A 17,082-nucleotide genomic window follows, 5' to 3' on the forward strand; every position below is an offset into this window, starting at 1 on the left:
GCAGGAAAAATTTATATTTTTTCAATTGTCTACTTGACGGGAAGCAGTTCAAACCACTTGCCGGTACGGCTCTTTTTTTTCAGATAAGTCAAAACTTATCATCCTTCAATGGCAATGTATTTTTTCTGCTCCACGGCATCTTTATGCTCTTTCTTTGGAACAAACAATTTCAAAATACCATGCTTAAACTCTGCCTTGATATCTTCTTCTGTCACATCTGTACCAACATAAAAGCTTCTCTGGCAGGCACCCTCATAACGCTCTTTGCGGATATAATGTCCTTCTTTTTTCTCTTCGCTCTTATCCAAGCCCTTTGCGGCACTCAAAGTAAGATAACCATCCTCTAATGAGGCTTTTACTTCTTCTTTTTTAAATCCCGGCAAATCAATCATAATCTCGTAACCTTCATCGGTTTCGCGAATATCGGTTTTCATCAAATGACCGGCATTTTTACCATAAAGCTTTTTCTCAGCTCTTCTAAAATCTCTGTCATCATAAAATGGGAATCCCCCAAAAAAGTCATCAAATAAATTTTCTCCAAAAATACTAGGTGCTAACATAAGTCATCTCTCCTTTTCTTCATCAAACTAAACTGTTTCAATTAACATGTTACCATTTGATTTTTTCTTTCCTAAGAACCCCTTTCCTTTGTTCTAGTTGTAATATAACACTTATTGTTAGCACTGTCAAGTGGTGAGTGCTAATTTCTTTGTGAAAGTTTTGTGAACTCTTGTCCAAAGCATGCATACCGTGCCTCATAACGCCTTACACATTCCGCCATTGTTTCTGCGTCTCTCTGATAAATAAAGATAATATCTTCTACATCTCGTTTTTCTCCCGCTATTTCCCATAAACGGCTCTCAATCTCCCACGGCATTTTCTGCTCCAGCAGATAGCGGACTCCATAATACTGTAACAGCATGTTCATTCGTTTTTGCTCCGGACAAGACTGTGCTTTTATATAAAAAAACAGCCGATTGCATATATACTCAAAATCATCCACCAGATAAAATACAAAAAGCAAATCTCGGAAGAACTCGCCACTAAGTGTTTCCAGTCTGATTTTCGACTGATACCACTCCGGTATCTGCTCGTTTCCTAAATCTGCTTCATCAAAAGTTCCCTCATATATATTTTTCAATATGCCAAAGCCGTGGCAAAAGACCAGTTCCGGCAGAACTGCCAGCGTATAAATCAAATACTCGTTTTCCGTCAATTTGTCCTTTTTTACTCCTCCCCCAACCATATGCGCTTTTCGCATCTTGATTCCTCCTCAATAATATACCGCATTCTGTGAAAAATAACGATATAATTATACATATATTTAAGTTTTTTGAAAAGGAACAAACGGTATATCCTTACGAAAAATCAGATTTTTCTAAGCAAAAAACGGCAAAAAAATGGATTTCTTGCAATTTCTCAAATATCATGTAAAATAAATTATACCTACAAAAGAAAGGAAATAACATCACATGAAAAAAATATTATGCATTCTGCTTAGTTTATTGTTAGTGCTGCTAAACGGCTGTTCCAGTGATACGGGAAACATTCGTTTTGGGGCTGCCGGCGTTGGCGGTATGTATTATACGTTCGCCAATAGTTTCACCGGAATTCTTAGTAAAGAGAACGAAAATTATTCTTATGAAGTTAAAAACACCGCAGGTTCCACCGCTAATATCCGATTGCTGTCCAATCACTATATCGATTTAGCGATTGCACAGGCTGATTTAATTCAGGATGCCTATGAGGGAACCGGTGCATTTGATGGTAACATCTGTAAAGACTACAGTGCCATTGCCGGTCTCTATACAGAAGCCTGCCAGATTGTTGTCCGTGCAGACTCATCCATTTATTCACTCGATGATTTGCAGGGAAAACATATCAGTATCGGTGCCTCGGAATCCGGCACAGAGCGAAATGCAAAAGAAATTCTTGCAGCAACAGGATTAACCTCCCGTCTGGTTCAGACAGAAAATTATGATTATACACAGGCCGCCAACCAGCTTTCCAATCATGAAATTGATGCCTTTTTTTGTACTGCAGGTACCAAGACAACGATTATCGAGGAACTGGCAAAGGAGTGTCCAATCCGGCTTCTCAGCCTAAATAAGACATGCTTAAAAAAACTAATGGCATCCTCTCCTTCATATATCCATTATACCATTCCGGCTAACACTTATACCGGACAGGATAAAGAAGTAACAACCATAGGAGTGAAATCTATTCTTTTAGCATCGGATGATTTATCCGAGGACACCGTTAATATAATTACAAAAGCCTTATTTGAGCATAATAAAGATTTACAGTATGCAACATCCCTAAATTTGGCCTTAAACGAAACATCTGCTACAAAAGATATTACACTTCCTTTTCATAAAGGAGCCGCCTCTTATTACAAAGAGAAGAAAATTACCGTTTCGACAAAATAGCAAATAGGAAGGATTACTATGAACATTGAATTTGATATGTACCAGACACTGGCACTTGCCGTTTTGGTACTTTTACTTGGAAGTTTCTTAAAAAAACACATTCATTTTTTGGAAAAATTCTGTATTCCGGCACCTGTTATCGGTGGTTTGTTGTTTGCCATCTTAACCTGCATCGGTTACTCGACCGGACTTGCTGATTTTACCTTTGATGACACCCTGCGCGAAGTATGTATGGTTTTTTTCTTTACTTCGGTTGGATTTCAGGCAAATCTGAAAGTATTAAAAAGTGGCGGAAAATCAATGATTATTTTCCTCTTCTTAGTCATCACCTTAATTGTTTCACAAAACCTGCTTGCAGTTGGTCTTTCCAAACTGCTGCAATTAAATCCGCTTGTCGGTATGTGTACCGGATCAATTCCAATGGTCGGAGGCCACGGTACTGCCGGTGCCTTTGGACCGGTTTTGGAGGATTTTAATATTCAGGGTGCAACCACAATTTGTACGGCTGCCGCAACCTTTGGATTAATTATGGGAAGTTTAATCGGCGGTCCAATCGGCAAGCGCCTCATTGAAAAAAGAAATTTAATGGATACCGTTGCCACCGAAGATGACAGTCTTTTAATTGAAGATGAAGAAAAGCACAAACGCCACACAAACATGTATGCAACCGCCGTTTTCCAGTTGATTTTAGCAATCGGTCTGGGAACCATTTTTTCCTGGCTGCTTACCAAAACCGGACTTACTTTTCCGATTTATATTGGTGCCATGCTTGCCGCAGCATTAATCCGAAATATCGCTGAGTATACAAATTTTACAACCATTCATATGGGTGAAATCAATGACTTTGGCGGAATTTCATTATCCTTGTTTTTGGGAATGGCAATGATTACTTTGAAGTTATGGGAGTTAGCTTCTCTGGCACTTCCGCTTGTCATTTTGCTTGCTGCGCAGACACTTCTCATCGGCGTATTTACTTACTTTGTTATATTCCGTATCATGGGGCATGACTACGATGCCGCAGTTCTCGCTGCCGGTACTTGTGGATTTGGTATGGGCGCAACCCCAAATGCCATGGCAAATATGCAGGCCTTATGCGACCGCTTTGTGCCATCGGTAAAAGCTTATCTGCTGATTCCACTGGTGGGAAGTCTGTTTGCCGATTTTATCAACAGTTTGGTTATTACATTTTTTATCAACATTATATAAGGAGGTTTACTTATGTTTTTTAAAAAGAAAAAATATATTACAATAAACAATCCTCAGAAAAACAGAAAAAATTACGATTTGACTTATGATAATGTAGCCATTCCGGAGGTGCATACACATGAGGCCTCTGACAGCACAAATGCAGTCTCCTCGAATGCCTCTGTTGACTATGACAACCTTGCAATTCCTGAAGTACACATTAAGGGGAGGAAGTAATCTTTTTCCCATACATGTTTCCCCCTTTTTTTGCATACAGTATATCATATGGAATTATTTCTTTGCAAAAGGAGGTTACTATGTGCAGCATATCCGGCTTTTATGACCCCACGGCCGATTTTACCGGGCAGCGGGATTCTTTTTTGCATATTTTAGATGAAATGAAACACTGTCTTGCCCACCGCGGTCCTGACGATAATGACAGTCTGCTGACACCACACTGTGGACTGGCACACACAAGACTTTCCATCATTGATTTGGCAGGTGGCCACCAGCCTATGACAAGAGAACTGGATGGCTATCCTTATCATATTGTATATAATGGTGAAATTTACAATATGAAAGAGTTAAAAAATGACTTGGCAAACCATCAGGTTTTTCCAAAAACGAATTCTGACACAGAAATCTTATTATTATCATATTTAACCTTTGGCGCCGATTTTGTAAAAAAAGTCGACGGTATTTTTGCCTTTGCCATTTATGATGAAAGGCACAATACACTGACTTTATTCCGGGATTCATTCGGCGTAAAACCACTTTTTTATACCATGATAAATGGAACGATTGTTTTTTCCTCGGAGCCAAAAGGCTGCTTTTGCTTTCCGGGTATAAAAGCAGAACTTGATGTGGATGGACTCAATGAGATTTTATCATTAGGTCCGGCACGCACGCCGGGAAGCGGCGTATTTTACGGATTTCACGAGCTGCTGCCGGGGTGTTACCTGACGTGCTCTGTTTTTGGAAGAAAAATGACGCAGTATTTCCATCTGGAAAGCAGACCGCATTTTGATTCTTATGAGGAAACCGTTGAAAAAACATCATTTCTGATTCAGGATGCCATCAAAAGACAAATGGTATCCGATGTGCCAATCTGCACCTTTTTATCCGGCGGTGTCGATTCGAGCGTGGTCTCTGCGGTCTGTGCCGCCGAGTTAAAGAAACAGGGAAAAAAACTCACCACATTTTCCTTTGATTTCATCGATAATGACAAGTATTTTAAGGCGAATTCTTTTCAGCCGTCGCAAGACCGCCCATATGTGGACAAAATGGTTTCTTTTCTGGATTCCGACCATCACTATCTCGAATGTGACAACAAAATGCAGGCAGATTTATTATACCGCTCGGTGGACGCACACGACCTCCCATGCATGGCGGATATCGATTCCTCTTTGCAGTATTTTTGCGAGGAAGTCAGCCATTCCCATAAAGTGGTACTAACCGGCGAATGTGCAGACGAGGTATTTGGCGGATACCCATGGTTTCACAGGGAGGAAATGCTTAACTCCGGTACATTTCCATGGACTCCTTCACTCACCCCGCGAAAAGTTCTTTTGAAGGATGACTTAGTAAAAAGTCTTCACATGGATGAATATGTAAAAAATATTTATGACCGGTCAGTCAGTGAAATTAATGTTCTCCCATCCGAAAATGAAATTGAGACAAATAGACGGCGGATTGGTTATTTAAATATCCGTTTCTTTATGCAGACGCTGCTAAACCGTATGGACCGCACAAGCATGTTCTCGGGATTAGAAGCACGTGTTCCATTTGCTGACCGAAAACTTGTCGACTACGTTTTTAATATTCCATGGGAAATGAAAGCAAAGGACGGACTTGTCAAAAATATACTGCGTCAGGCATCAAAAGGACTTTTGCCGGATGAAATTTTGTTCCGCCGCAAAAGCCCTTATCCAAAAACATACAATCCTTATTATGAAAATTTGTTGGCAAAACGCCTCAAGGAGGTACTTTCCGACTCTGCAAGTCCCCTGCATTCTCTCCTTGATTTAAAGCAGGTCACCCAGTTTTTAGAAAATCCAAAAGATTACGGGGCACCTTGGTACGGTCAGCTCATGGCAGGCCCACAAATGATTGCCTACCTTTTGCAGATTGAATATTTCTTACGAAAATATAACGTATCCATCCGGATTTAAAAGGGAGAGCGGATTACCGGCTGCAGCTGTCTGCCGCAAAGAGCCGCCTCAATCGTATCCGGTATCAGTTCCGTATGGGCAATCATCGACTTCGGTTTCTTTTCGCAGTCATCCTGCCCAAACGGAACAAAATAGAAATTTTTTGTATTCATCAAGAAACCAATGTTCTTTAAACTGGCTCCAAGTGCATCATTGGTAGCCGGTGAAAGAACAACCGGTTTGTCATTCCGCATATGCGCTTTTGCCGCCATCAATACCGGTGTATCGGTAATCCCCGCTGCAAGTTTTGCCATCGTATTTCCGGTACATGGCGCAATTACCAGAATATCCAAAAGACCTTTCGGGCCAATCGGTTCCGCCTCCTGAATTGAAAAAATTCCACGTTCTCCCGTAATTTCCTGTATTTCGATAATAAAATCTCTCGCATCGCCAAACCGGCAGTTCACGGTCTGTGCGGTCTGGGAAAAAATCGGAATGACCCGATTATCCTCCTTGACAAGCTGCCTGACCACTTCTTTTATTTTCTCATAAGTGCAAAAAGAGCCGGTAAACGCAAAGCCAACCGTACGCTGTTTCTTTTTGCTCATTCCGCTAATCTCCCAAAATTGTTTTCTTAATTACTTCCATAAGTATGCCGGCTGATGACTTCGGTGCATAAATGCCGGGAAGTCCTAAACATAATTTTGCAAAAATCGACGATTCCTGACAATAGGAAAAATCCGTCCCACCCGGTCTTGATGCAATATCAATAATACACACCTCCGGCTTTACTCCCTGCAACCGCTCTTTGGTAAGAACCGGTGCCGGTACGGTATTAAAAATAAAATCATATTTTGACATTGTATCTTTTGGTGCATCAAAGGAACAAGCCTGATAGCCATAACTTTTTGCCCGCTCTCTCTTTTTCTCCTTCCGCTCCATAACAGTAACGGATGCCCTCCATTGGCTGAGTTTTGCCGCCAGTGCCGCTCCACACGTTCCATATCCAGTGACCAGACACTCACTCCCCTGAATGCTTACACATCCATGGATAAGCGCCTCTGAAACGGCTCCCTCTGCGGTAGCCAGTGCATTTCTCTCCGCCACACCATCTTCTTTGTAATAATCAACCACACGAATCCCTCGTTCCTTCGCATAATCTATCGCAGTTTCCGGGAATTTACATCCATAAACCACCTGTCCTTTTTGAAATTTTTCTTTATTTTCCTCAAAAAACATGGCAGTCTGTGGAACCGGAAGAAGGATTGCATCATGATAGCCCGGCTGATAACTCATCGCCTCCATCACCTCATGTCCCTCTTTTTTTAACATTTGCGCTAGATAATACTGCCTTTTTTCTTCCCCCAGAACTAAAAAATGATAAAAAGCCATAATACACTCTCCGATACAGCAGTTGTTATTGTTAGTATATGATATTCAGGGAATCAAGGTCCAAACTAGTTCTTACCCGCATAAGCAGACTGGTACTTCATAAGTTCCTCAATATAAATTTCACCAAGTGCACTCACTACCGACCCGGCACGATGAATATAGCCAATCTGCATTTTCTCGGATTCCTTTAGTGGAATGGCTAACGAATCATCCCCATTTAATTCCTCGCAAATAATACCGGAACACAACGTGTAAGCATCCAGTCCATTCATCAGATTTAACATCGTTGCACGGTCATTCGCCTTGATAATACGATCATAATCATAGGTGCTTTTCATCTCTTCTGCCAGATAAAAAGAATTGTTTTTTCCCTGGTCAAAAGCCAGACACGGATACGGCTCTAAATCCTTCATCGAAAGTATTTCCCGCCCGGCTAACGGATGCCCGGAGCGCAGATATACATAGGTATCACAGGAAAATAATTCGGTAAATTTCAGCTGATTTTCCCTGAGAATTTTTTCTAACACCTTGCGATTCATGTCATTCATATATAAAATTCCAAGCTCACTTTTGAAATTCCGCACATTTTCAATGATTTCATATGTGCGTGTCTCATATACAGCAAATTCGTAATTTTCCATCCCCGCACGTTTGACTGTCTCTACAAATGCCTTTACCGCAAAGGAATAATGCTGCATGGAAACACTGAATTTCTCTCGGGATTCTTTTTCAATATATCGATTTCGAAGCAGACGGTACTGCTCCGTCACCTGTCTTGCATATCCAAGAAATTCCTCACCATCCGGCGTCACAACAATCCCTCTGCTCGTGCGCAGAAAAAGTTCAAAGCCAAGTTCTTTTTCCAGTTCTTTTACAGCCCCCGACAAACTTGGCTGTGAAATAAACAAAGCCTTTGCCGCCTCATTCATTGAACCGTGGTCTGCCACCGCAATTACATATCTCAACTGTTGTAACGTCATGATTTACCCTCCATTCTCTAAATACTACACCCCGGCATCGGATATTCCTCCGGTCTCAGTTCATGAATATCGGCATGTTCTCCGCATACACGGCATCCTTTTGACGGACTTCCAAAATTCACCGTCCGAAATCTCATCGTCAGTCCATCGAAGGTAAGCATTTTCCCGGTAAGAAGTTCGCCTGCCCCGGTAATATATTTTTGCGCTTCCAAGGCCTGAATACTTCCAATAATTCCCGGAATCGAACCAATAACCCCCGCCGAAGAACAATTGTCCACTGTTCCATCTTTTGGAATTTCTTCGAAAATACACCGATAGCACGGTCCCTCCCCCGGCACATACGTAAGAACCTGTCCGTAAAACTGCCGGATTCCTGCATGACAAAATGGTTTCTTTGCCAATACACAGGCATCATTAATCAAAAATTTTGCCGAAAAATTATCTACCGCATCAATAATAAAATCATACGGCTCAATCAGTGCCATAATATTTTCAGGGGTAACACGCTCTGCATGCAGATGAAGTTTGACATCCGGATTCAATTTGCGAATACGCTCTCCTGCCGACTCCGCTTTTTGCACGCCAAGCGAATCCATATCATGAATAATCTGTCTCTGCAGATTTGTCAAATCCACGCAGTCACCATCCACAATACCAATTGTTCCCACACCACTTGCCGCTAAATATAAAATAGCCGGCGAGCCAAGTCCACCAGCTCCAATCACTAACACTTTGCTCTCTAACAATTTTTTCTGTCCCTTTACCCCTACGCCCTTTAAAATTAAATGTCGCGAATACCGCTGCATCTGTTCCTCTGTAAATGCCATATGTTCTCTCCATTGCTGATTGTTTTTACTGGGATTATATCATTTTATCCGGGGGGATGCAAGGTGATGGGGATGTTTGGCTTTCCGGTTTCCGTAAAGCATCAAGAAAAGTTAGTGATAAGTGGGCGCTCCCGCTAAACAAACGCGTAAGGGTATCGGCATGTAAACGACACATGCCTGATACCCACGTGTTTGTACCCACTTATCACTAACTTTTCTTGATGTTTTACTGGAATCCTGGAAAGGCACACAACAAACGCTTTCCACAATCCCCCTATCACTAGAACTCTCACCACTCTCCCCTCTCCCTCTAAGCCAAAATAAAAACGAAAAAAAGACGGGAAGCTATATCTGCCACGCAGATATCCCGCTTCCCATCTTTTTCGTTTTTATTTTACAGCCTTAAAAGCTTCTTCCAAGTCTTCAATAATATCATCTACATTCTCTGTTCCGATTGACAGACGGATGGTATTTGGTTTGATTCCCTGGTCTAACAATTCTTCCTCATTCAACTGAGAATGTGTTGTACTTGCCGGATGAATAACTAACGATTTTACATCTGCTACATTGGCAAGCAGGGAGAACAACTCCAGATTATCAATGAAATCTTTTGCTTTCTTGTCATCGCCTTTAATCTCAAAGGTGAAGATTGAACCGCCGCCATTTGGGAAGTACTTTTTGTACAATTCCTGCTGAGAAGGATCATCGGATACAGCCGGATGATTTACCTTTTCAACTTGTGGATGATTGTTCAAATACTCTACTACTTTCAATGCATTTTCTACGTGGCGCTCAACTCTAAGGGAAAGAGTTTCAAGCCCCTGTAAAAACATAAATGCATGGAACGGAGAAAGTGTCGCACCGGTATCACGAAGCAGAATCGCACGGATTTTCGTAACGAAAGCAGCCGGTCCTACCGCTTTTGTAAAGCTGATTCCGTGATAACTTGGGTTTGGCTCGGTCAAAGAAGCGAATTTGCCACTTGCTTCCCAGTCAAACTTACCGCTGTCTACAATGACACCACCGATTGCTGCACCATGTCCACCGATGAATTTTGTTGCGGAATGAACCACGATGTCAGCACCGTATTCAATCGGGCGAACCAGATAAGGAGTAGCAAATGTATTGTCAATTGCCAGTGGAATTTTGTGAGCATGTGCAATGTCTGCCAATTTCTCAATATCCACAACATCTGAGTTCGGATTTCCTAATGTCTCAATAAATACAGCCTTTGTATTATCTTTGATTGCAGCCTCAACCTCGTCAAAGTTAAATGGATCAACAAATGTTGTTTCAATACCATACTGTACTAATGTGTGAGCCAACAAATTGTAAGTTCCACCATAAATATTTTTTGCTGCTACGATGTGGTCTCCTGCCTGTGCAAGATTCTGAATCGTATAGGAAATTGCTGCTGCACCACTCGCTACGGCAAGTGCTGCCACGCCGCCTTCAAGTGCTGCTACACGCTGTTCAAAAACATCTTCTGTAGGATTTGTCAAACGTCCGTAAATATTTCCTGCATCCGTAAGTCCAAAACGTGCTGCTGCATGTTCACTGTTGCGGAACACATAAGAGGAAGTAGCGTAAATCGGAACGGCTCTTGCATCGGTAACTGGGTCCGGATTTTCCTGTCCTACATGTAACTGAAGTGTCTCAAATTTTAAATTTCTTTCTGCATAACTTTTTTTACTCATATTCTCATACCTCCATTTTCATTGTGCTCTGCACAGGTGTTATTTTCTTGTTCTGTAGTTATCATACCAAATAGGTAGGGTATTGTCTAATACAAGAAATATTTTACTAGGTATAGGAATACGCTATAACCTTTAAATCTTCTTAAAATTCAACCGAAGCGCATTTGTCACCACGCAGAAACTGGACAAACTCATTGCTGCCGCTCCAAACATCGGATTTAACTGCCAGCCAAACAACGGAATCCACACACCGGCTGCCAACGGAATACCAATAATATTATAAACAAATGCCCAGAATAAATTTTCACGGATATTTTTTCTGGTTGCACGGCTTAAGCGGATTGCCGCCGGAACATCACTGAGTTTACTCTTCATCAATACAACATCCGCTGCATCCATTGCCACATCTGTTCCGGCTCCAATGGCAATTCCGATATCTGCCTGCGTAAGAGCCGGCGCATCATTAATACCATCGCCCACCATGGCAACCTTGCCGTTTTCTTTCAATTTTCGAATCACGGCTTCTTTTCCATCCGGCAGAACACCGGCAATCACTTCATCCACACCGGCTTCCCTGCCAATCGCATTTGCTGTTTTTTCATTATCTCCGGTAAGCATCACAACGCGAAGTCCCATTTTCTGCATCTGGCTGACTGCACCGGCACTGTCTTCTTTCATCGTATCCGCCACGGCAATCATACCAAGCAGCGTGTCATCTTTGGCAAAATACAATGGTGTTTTTCCTTCTTCCGCCAATCGGTTTGCCTGCTCTTTTACCATGTCATCAAGCGCGGTCACCTTTTCAATCGCAGACTGATTGCCACCAAGCAGAACTTCTGTTTTACCATTTTCTTTAACCTGTCCTTTCAGACCATTTCCCGGCATAATTTCAAATTCCGAAAGTTCCGGTGCTAAAGTATCAAGTTTCTCCGCATAGGATACAATGGCACGCGCCAGAGGATGCTCACTCTTTTTCTCCAGCGCATACGCATAGGAAAGAAGTTCATTCTCGGAGCACCCGGAAACTGGAATCATATCCGTCACCTTCGGCTCACCGCGCGTAATCGTTCCGGTTTTATCCAGTGCCACGGTTGCAATTTTACCCGTCTCTTCCAAAGCTGCTGCCGTCTTAAACAAAATTCCGTGTCTGGCGCCAAGACCATTTCCTACCATAATAGCAACCGGCGTTGCCAGACCAAGGGCACACGGGCAGCTGATAACTAGAACCGAAATAGCACGTGCCAATGCATAACCAACACTTTGTCCACACAAAAACCATACAAGAAAAGTAACTACTGCAATTGAAATAACAACAGGAACAAAAACGCCCGAAACTCTATCTGCAATTTTGGCAATCGGTGCTTTCGTTGCCGCCGCATCTTTTACCATCTGGATAATCTGCGACAAAGTGGTATCTTCTCCTACTCTGATTGCCTCGCAGCGAAGAAAACCGGTCTGATTCAGCGTTGCGGCAGAAACCATTTCTCCTTCTTTTTTATCTACCGGAATACTTTCTCCGGTCAGTGCCGCCTCATTGACTGCACTGCTTCCTTCTAAAATCACGCCATCCACGGGGATATTTTCCCCCGGTTTGACAAGGAACATCTCTCCCTTTTGAACCTCTTTTACCGGCACTGAAATTTCCTTTCCATCCCGAACAACAACCGCCGTCCGGGGAGCTAACTTCATCAAGCCTTTTATCGCATCCGTTGTCTTTCCCCTAGAACGCGCCTCCAGCATTTTCCCGACAGTAATCAGCGTAAGAATCATTGCCGCCGACTCGAAGTAAAACTCATGCATATATGCCATAACTTTTGCCTCATCCATCAACCTCTGTGCCTCCGCCATCGCAAATAACGCATACACACTATAGCCAAAAGCTGCACTGGCGCCAAGCGCAACTAACGTGTCCATATTTGGCGAACGCCGCCACAAACTTTTATATCCACTGACAAAAAATCGCTGGTTAATGACCATAATCGCAATCGTCAATAACATCTGAGCAAGTCCCATCGCTACATGGTTCACACCAAGGACACCCGGCAGGGGCCATCCCCACATCATATGTCCCATGGATAAATACATCAAAAATACAAGCAAAATCAAAGAAGCAATCAATCGTTTCCTTAACTTTTTTGTCTCTGTATCCTTTAATGTATCTTCTGTCTCCGTTTCTCCGTTCTTTTTCTGTTCCATCACGTGGGCACCATATCCGGCATCAACAACTGCCTGAATAATAACGGAATCCGGCACATCCCCCTCTACACCCATGGAATTTGTCAAAAGATTTACACTGCATGAACTTACGCCCTCAACACGGCTTACCGCTTTTTCCACACGGGCACTGCATGCTGCACATGCCATGCCTGTCACTGCATACTGCTTCATGTATATTCCGCCTTTCCTGTTTTTTTATATTCTTCTTATCGAAGTACTCTACTTCCTACCGCATCAGTTTTTGCAGAGTCGCAATCAATTCATCTACGGTTTCTTCTTTTCCTGCCCGGATATCATCCGTCACACAGGTCTTAATGTGGTTTGCTAACAAAACTCGGTTAAAACTATTCAATGCTGCATTGACCGCTGCCACCTGGACTAAAATATCCGTACAGTAAACACCTCGCTCAACCATTCCTCTAATTCCGCGGATTTGTCCTTCCATACGGTTTAAACGATGGATTAAGTCTTTATACTCTTTATCTGAGCGTTCTTTGTGCCGTTCTTCACAGCACGGACACGTTTTCTTTTCTTCCATGCAATCACTCCTATCGATAATTTTCGATTCGATTATATACCCCCACTGGGTATATTACAAGTGAAATTTTTCTCATTAAGCAAAAAAAGAAGTTTAATTTGTAAGAGACTATAACACAAAGTGTTACCCGTCTCAAAACAAATTAAACTTCTTTATATTTTGAACTATCTCAGTGCGATAGCTCTTTCATCATGCACTTACAAAAATGCTCTATAATCTCTTCAGATATTCCCCGGTTCTTGTATCAATCTGGATTTTATCACCCTGATTTACGAAAATCGGAACTGCAACCTGTGCACCCGTCTCAACGGTAGCTGGTTTTGTAACGTTTGTTGCTGTATCACCTTTTACACCAGGCTCTGTCTCAGTTACTTCCAACTCAGCAAACATCGGTGGCTCAATTGCGAAAATGTTACCTTTGTAAGATACCATCTTAACATTATCATTCTCTTTTACGAATTTCATGGAATCGCCAACTGCTTCCTCTGTCAATGCAATCTGCTCATATGTTTCATTATCCATGAAGTTGTACATCTCACCATCATTGTACAAATACTGCATTTCCTTTTTATCAATATGTGCCTGTGGATACTTCTCTGTCGGACGGAATGTCTTCTCCACAACACCGCCATCTACTACGTTTTTCAATTTGGTACGAACAAATGCAGCACCCTTACCCGGTTTTACATGCTGGAACTCAATAACCTGATATACGGTTCCATCAATCTCAATTGTCAAACCGTTTCTGAAATCTCCTGCTGATACCATAGTTTCCTCTCTTTCCGTCGCACAAAACGACAATAAATTCATATCTATTCATAATTTTAGTATATTTAGAAGCATTTTTCAAGTATTTCTTTTGCAATCTCGGTAATGATTTTCCCATCCGTGCTTACCGTCACGGTAGCGGCGCGCTCATAATACACTCTCCGCTTCTCCATCATCTGTCGTATGTAGTCCACATTCATGTTATCTTTCAACAGTGGGCGATTCGTGTTATAACGAACCCGCTCAAAAATTGTCTCCGGCTTTGCCGTGAGTAAAACAACCGTTCCGATTGCCTGTAACTTTCTCACATTCAGTTCCCGCAGTGCCATACCACCACCACAGGAAATAATCGCCGGTTTTATCATACCTAACTCATCAATCATGGATGTTTCCAAATCACGGAAATAAGTTTCTCCTTCTTTTGCAAAAATATCCGAAATCGCACGACCTTCTTTTTCCTCAATCCACTGGTCAGTGTCGATTTCTATGCGCGAAGCAAGCCGTGATAATTCATGTGAAATGGTTGATTTCCCAACGCCCATAAAACCAATCAAAATGATGTGGCGGTTTCCTTTGTAAATTTTGTCAAACACCTCACACATCGTTTCATAATGGACCTGTCCGGGTGCGGAAGCCTCACTTACACAGCCAAATGAAACAAACGAGCCATACAATCCGCCATACAATCTCGAAACTTTTCCAAGCTCCCCCATCGACATCGTAATCAATGGAAAATCCGGAAATTCCTCTTTCATGGCAGCGGTTGCATTTAACAGCGTATCCACATCCTCTCTTGTCTTTGGCATACAAGCTAACTTTCCGGCGTAACACCCACACTCTTTTGCCTTACAGAGTCTTTCCTTAATTTCATCCACAGACGGAGTTTTGGAAAAATCATGATAGGAGCCGATTACTTTGGTCTTAGTGTTTGAGTACTTTTGACAGAGTGCTTTTACCTCTTCTTCATCCCGCGCAGCCTCAACATCCACATAATCTGCCGTCTGCTGTTCAAGGATTTTGCGAATTGTTTCAAAATAATCAAAGCGGGAGCCATTTTTCTCACCGCCTTCTGCCACCGTGCGAATGGTGACTAACAGCTCCTTTTCATTAAGCACACGCTTTAACTCCGTTATGACATCAAGAATTTCTCTCTCATAACCGGCAAAAAAATCAATGCGCCACTCCACCATTTCCACCGGCAGTTTTGCAATCTGTTTTGCCTCGCGAATAATTCCATCACGAATTGGGGCAACAATTGGTACACAAATTTTAGGCCTCATCCACTTCATCCTTTCTGTGCGGTCAACTCAAGCAGTTTTTTTGTCGAATGGGTAATATTTTCACATCCGTCTTCTGTAATAATCACAACGTCCTCAATCCGAACGCCGCCAATTCCCTCAATATAAATTCCAGGCTCCACCGTAATTACCATACCGGGCTTAATCACGGTTTCTTCTCTCGGTGAAAAATTTGGGCTTTCATGAATTTCCAGTCCAACCGAATGCCCCAGCGCATGTCCAAAATATTTACCATAGCCGGCATCTGTTATTACATCTCTTGCCATCGCATCAATCTGGCTTCCCTTCATTCCCGGACGGATTCCTAAAAGTGCCGTCTCCTGTGCTTTTAGCACCGTATCATAAATTTCACGCTGCTTCTCACTTGCACTGCCAATGACAACCGTTCTTGTCATATCCGAGCAGTACCCCTGATACAAACAGCCAAAATCCATCGTTAAGAAATCTCCCTTTTCCAGCTTTTTATCCGTTGGAATTGCATGCGGCATCGCCGAATGTTCTCCCGATGCGGCAATCGTATCAAAACTAAAACCTTCCGCACCTTCTTCTTTCATGTAAAATTCCAGCCATGCAGCAACCTGTTTTTCTGTCATGCCCTCATGAATTTTTGCAATTGTCTTAGTAAAAGCGCGGTCACCGATTGCCTCTGCCTGCCGTATCCTTTCCTGCTCTTTCTCTGTCTTTATCTGACGGAATTGATTCATTTTATTTTCTAATGAAATCAAGTCAGGAGACTTTCCCTCATTTTTCTGAAGCTGTTTTTCCAATTTGTGATAAAGGGATACTGTCATCACCTCATCTTCGATGCCAAGCCTTTTCACACTCTCTTCTTCCTTTAAATGAGCCAAGAGATTTAAAAAATATCCATCGCTTGTCCATGTCTCAATTTCATAACCCGGACACTCATTTTTTGCTGCGATCACATATCTGGAATCCGTGACAACCACTTTTTGCCGGCGGGAAAAATACACATACCCCTCCCCCGTAAAGTCGGCCACAAACCGCATATTCGCCGGTGAGGTAAGAAGAATTGCATCTACCTCGGTGGATTGAAATATTTTTTCTTCCATTTCTTTTCGCATCGTTTCTGCCTCTTTTCTTCGCGTTTTTTTGCGCGATATTCATGCAAAACAATTTTCTCCAGTTTGCGCTTTAATACAATCTGGATTTCTTCCTTTTCGTTAATCGGCTTTACCAAAAAATTTTTGAGTCCGATTCGTTTAGCACCAAAAATATCCGTAAATAACTGATCGCCGACAAAAATCGTGTTTTCCGGTCTTGTATTCATCAGTTCCATCGCATAAAAATAGCCTTTCTTTGCCGGCTTATGCGCATTAAAAACCGTGTGAACACCAATTTTCTCATTAAACGAATGAACACGTTTCTTTTTATTATTGGAAATCAGACAGCACTCATATCCAATTTTTTTCAGACGGGAAAACAATCGTTTTGCCTGCTCCGTTGCCTCTTTTCCATGTTCAACAAGCGTATTGTCAATATCAAAGAGAATTCCCCGGTAACCTTCTTCATATAACTTTTCATAATCAATGGCATACGTTGACGACACCGTTGTATCCGGAAAAAAACGTTCAAACATAAGC

17 protein-coding genes are annotated in these 17,082 nt (G+C 42.2%); 4 read left to right on the forward strand and 13 right to left on the reverse strand.

The features are described from left to right. Positions 1–98 precede the first annotated feature (98 nt). Both DW019_RS13740 and DW019_RS13745 read right to left on the reverse strand, forming a co-directional pair. A complete protein-coding gene (locus DW019_RS13740) occupies positions 99–560 on the reverse strand; it encodes an Hsp20/alpha crystallin family protein (RefSeq protein ID WP_117479340.1) in 462 nt (153 codons plus the stop codon). A 140-nt stretch (positions 561–700) separates the two neighbouring features. After that, a complete protein-coding gene (locus DW019_RS13745; RefSeq protein ID WP_118443937.1) occupies positions 701–1,261 on the reverse strand; it encodes a hypothetical protein in 561 nt (186 codons plus the stop codon). 211 nt (positions 1,262–1,472) lie between these two features. Here DW019_RS13745 and DW019_RS13750 point away from each other — a divergent pair, with 211 nt between their 5' ends. The 4 genes from DW019_RS13750 to asnB all read left to right on the forward strand — a co-directional run bounded on the left by DW019_RS13750 (position 1,473) and on the right by asnB (position 5,785). Then, positions 1,473–2,429: a TAXI family TRAP transporter solute-binding subunit gene (locus DW019_RS13750; RefSeq protein WP_118443938.1), complete on the forward strand. Its 957-nt coding sequence runs from the start codon at positions 1,473–1,475 to the stop codon at positions 2,427–2,429. An 18-nt stretch (positions 2,430–2,447) separates the two neighbouring features. Next, positions 2,448–3,635: a sodium/glutamate symporter gene (gltS, locus tag DW019_RS13755; RefSeq protein ID WP_118443939.1), complete on the forward strand. Its 1,188-nt coding sequence runs from the start codon at positions 2,448–2,450 to the stop codon at positions 3,633–3,635. A 12-nt stretch (positions 3,636–3,647) separates the two neighbouring features. Continuing rightward, entirely contained in the window at positions 3,648–3,851 is a 204-nt protein-coding gene (locus DW019_RS13760; protein ID WP_118443940.1) for a hypothetical protein, read from the forward strand. Between the two features lie 80 nt (positions 3,852–3,931). After that, complete coding sequence (gene asnB, locus DW019_RS13765) at positions 3,932–5,785, forward strand: asparagine synthase (glutamine-hydrolyzing) (RefSeq protein WP_118443941.1); 1,854 nt, start codon at positions 3,932–3,934, stop codon at positions 5,783–5,785. Here asnB and DW019_RS13770 read toward each other — a convergent pair. The 11 genes from DW019_RS13770 to DW019_RS13820 all read right to left on the reverse strand — a co-directional run bounded on the left by DW019_RS13770 (position 5,782) and on the right by DW019_RS13820 (position 17,078). After that, the gene (locus DW019_RS13770; protein WP_022377422.1) at positions 5,782–6,372 is read right to left on the reverse strand and encodes a dipicolinate synthase subunit B; all 591 of its coding nucleotides are present in this window, start codon (positions 6,370–6,372) and stop codon (positions 5,782–5,784) included. The two genes, asnB and DW019_RS13770, sit on opposite strands and share 4 nt — an antisense overlap. A gap of 4 nt (positions 6,373–6,376) precedes the next feature. Then, the gene (locus tag DW019_RS13775; protein WP_118443942.1) at positions 6,377–7,156 is read right to left on the reverse strand and encodes an NAD(P)-dependent oxidoreductase; all 780 of its coding nucleotides are present in this window, start codon (positions 7,154–7,156) and stop codon (positions 6,377–6,379) included. Between the two features lie 65 nt (positions 7,157–7,221). Beyond that, a complete protein-coding gene (locus DW019_RS13780; protein WP_022377420.1) occupies positions 7,222–8,136 on the reverse strand; it encodes a LysR family transcriptional regulator in 915 nt (304 codons plus the stop codon). Between the two features lie 17 nt (positions 8,137–8,153). After that, on the reverse strand, positions 8,154–8,963 hold the full coding sequence (locus DW019_RS13785; protein WP_118443943.1) for a HesA/MoeB/ThiF family protein: 810 nt from the start codon (positions 8,961–8,963) through the stop codon (positions 8,154–8,156). 389 nt (positions 8,964–9,352) lie between these two features. Beyond that, positions 9,353–10,660, reverse strand: a complete 1,308-nt coding sequence (locus DW019_RS13790) for an O-acetylhomoserine aminocarboxypropyltransferase/cysteine synthase family protein (RefSeq protein WP_118443944.1) — start codon at positions 10,658–10,660, stop codon at positions 9,353–9,355. Positions 10,661–10,792: 132 nt separating this feature from the next. Beyond that, on the reverse strand, positions 10,793–13,048 hold the full coding sequence (locus tag DW019_RS13795) for a heavy metal translocating P-type ATPase (protein ID WP_118443945.1): 2,256 nt from the start codon (positions 13,046–13,048) through the stop codon (positions 10,793–10,795). Between the two features lie 55 nt (positions 13,049–13,103). Next, on the reverse strand, positions 13,104–13,415 hold the full coding sequence (locus DW019_RS13800; protein WP_022376146.1) for a metal-sensing transcriptional repressor: 312 nt from the start codon (positions 13,413–13,415) through the stop codon (positions 13,104–13,106). Between the two features lie 210 nt (positions 13,416–13,625). Then, on the reverse strand, positions 13,626–14,183 hold the full coding sequence (gene efp / locus DW019_RS13805; RefSeq protein ID WP_022376147.1) for an elongation factor P: 558 nt from the start codon (positions 14,181–14,183) through the stop codon (positions 13,626–13,628). 65 nt (positions 14,184–14,248) lie between these two features. Next, positions 14,249–15,463 carry a type I 3-dehydroquinate dehydratase gene (gene aroD / locus DW019_RS15205; RefSeq protein WP_182431154.1) on the reverse strand — a complete coding sequence of 405 codons (1,215 nt, stop codon included), beginning with the start codon at positions 15,461–15,463 and terminating at the stop codon, positions 14,249–14,251. A gap of 5 nt (positions 15,464–15,468) precedes the next feature. Then, entirely contained in the window at positions 15,469–16,563 is a 1,095-nt protein-coding gene (locus DW019_RS13815) for an aminopeptidase P family protein (protein ID WP_118443946.1), read from the reverse strand. After that, positions 16,518–17,078 (reverse strand): YqeG family HAD IIIA-type phosphatase, encoded by a 561-nt coding sequence (locus DW019_RS13820; RefSeq protein ID WP_022376150.1) that lies wholly within the window; start codon positions 17,076–17,078, stop codon positions 16,518–16,520. Before DW019_RS13820 ends, DW019_RS13815 begins: the two co-directional genes overlap by 46 nt. Positions 17,079–17,082 lie beyond the last annotated feature (4 nt).

Origin of the sequence: Clostridium sp. AF37-5 (genome assembly GCF_003477605.1) — a bacterium.
Classification (GTDB): domain Bacteria; phylum Bacillota; class Clostridia; order Lachnospirales; family Lachnospiraceae; genus Eubacterium_F.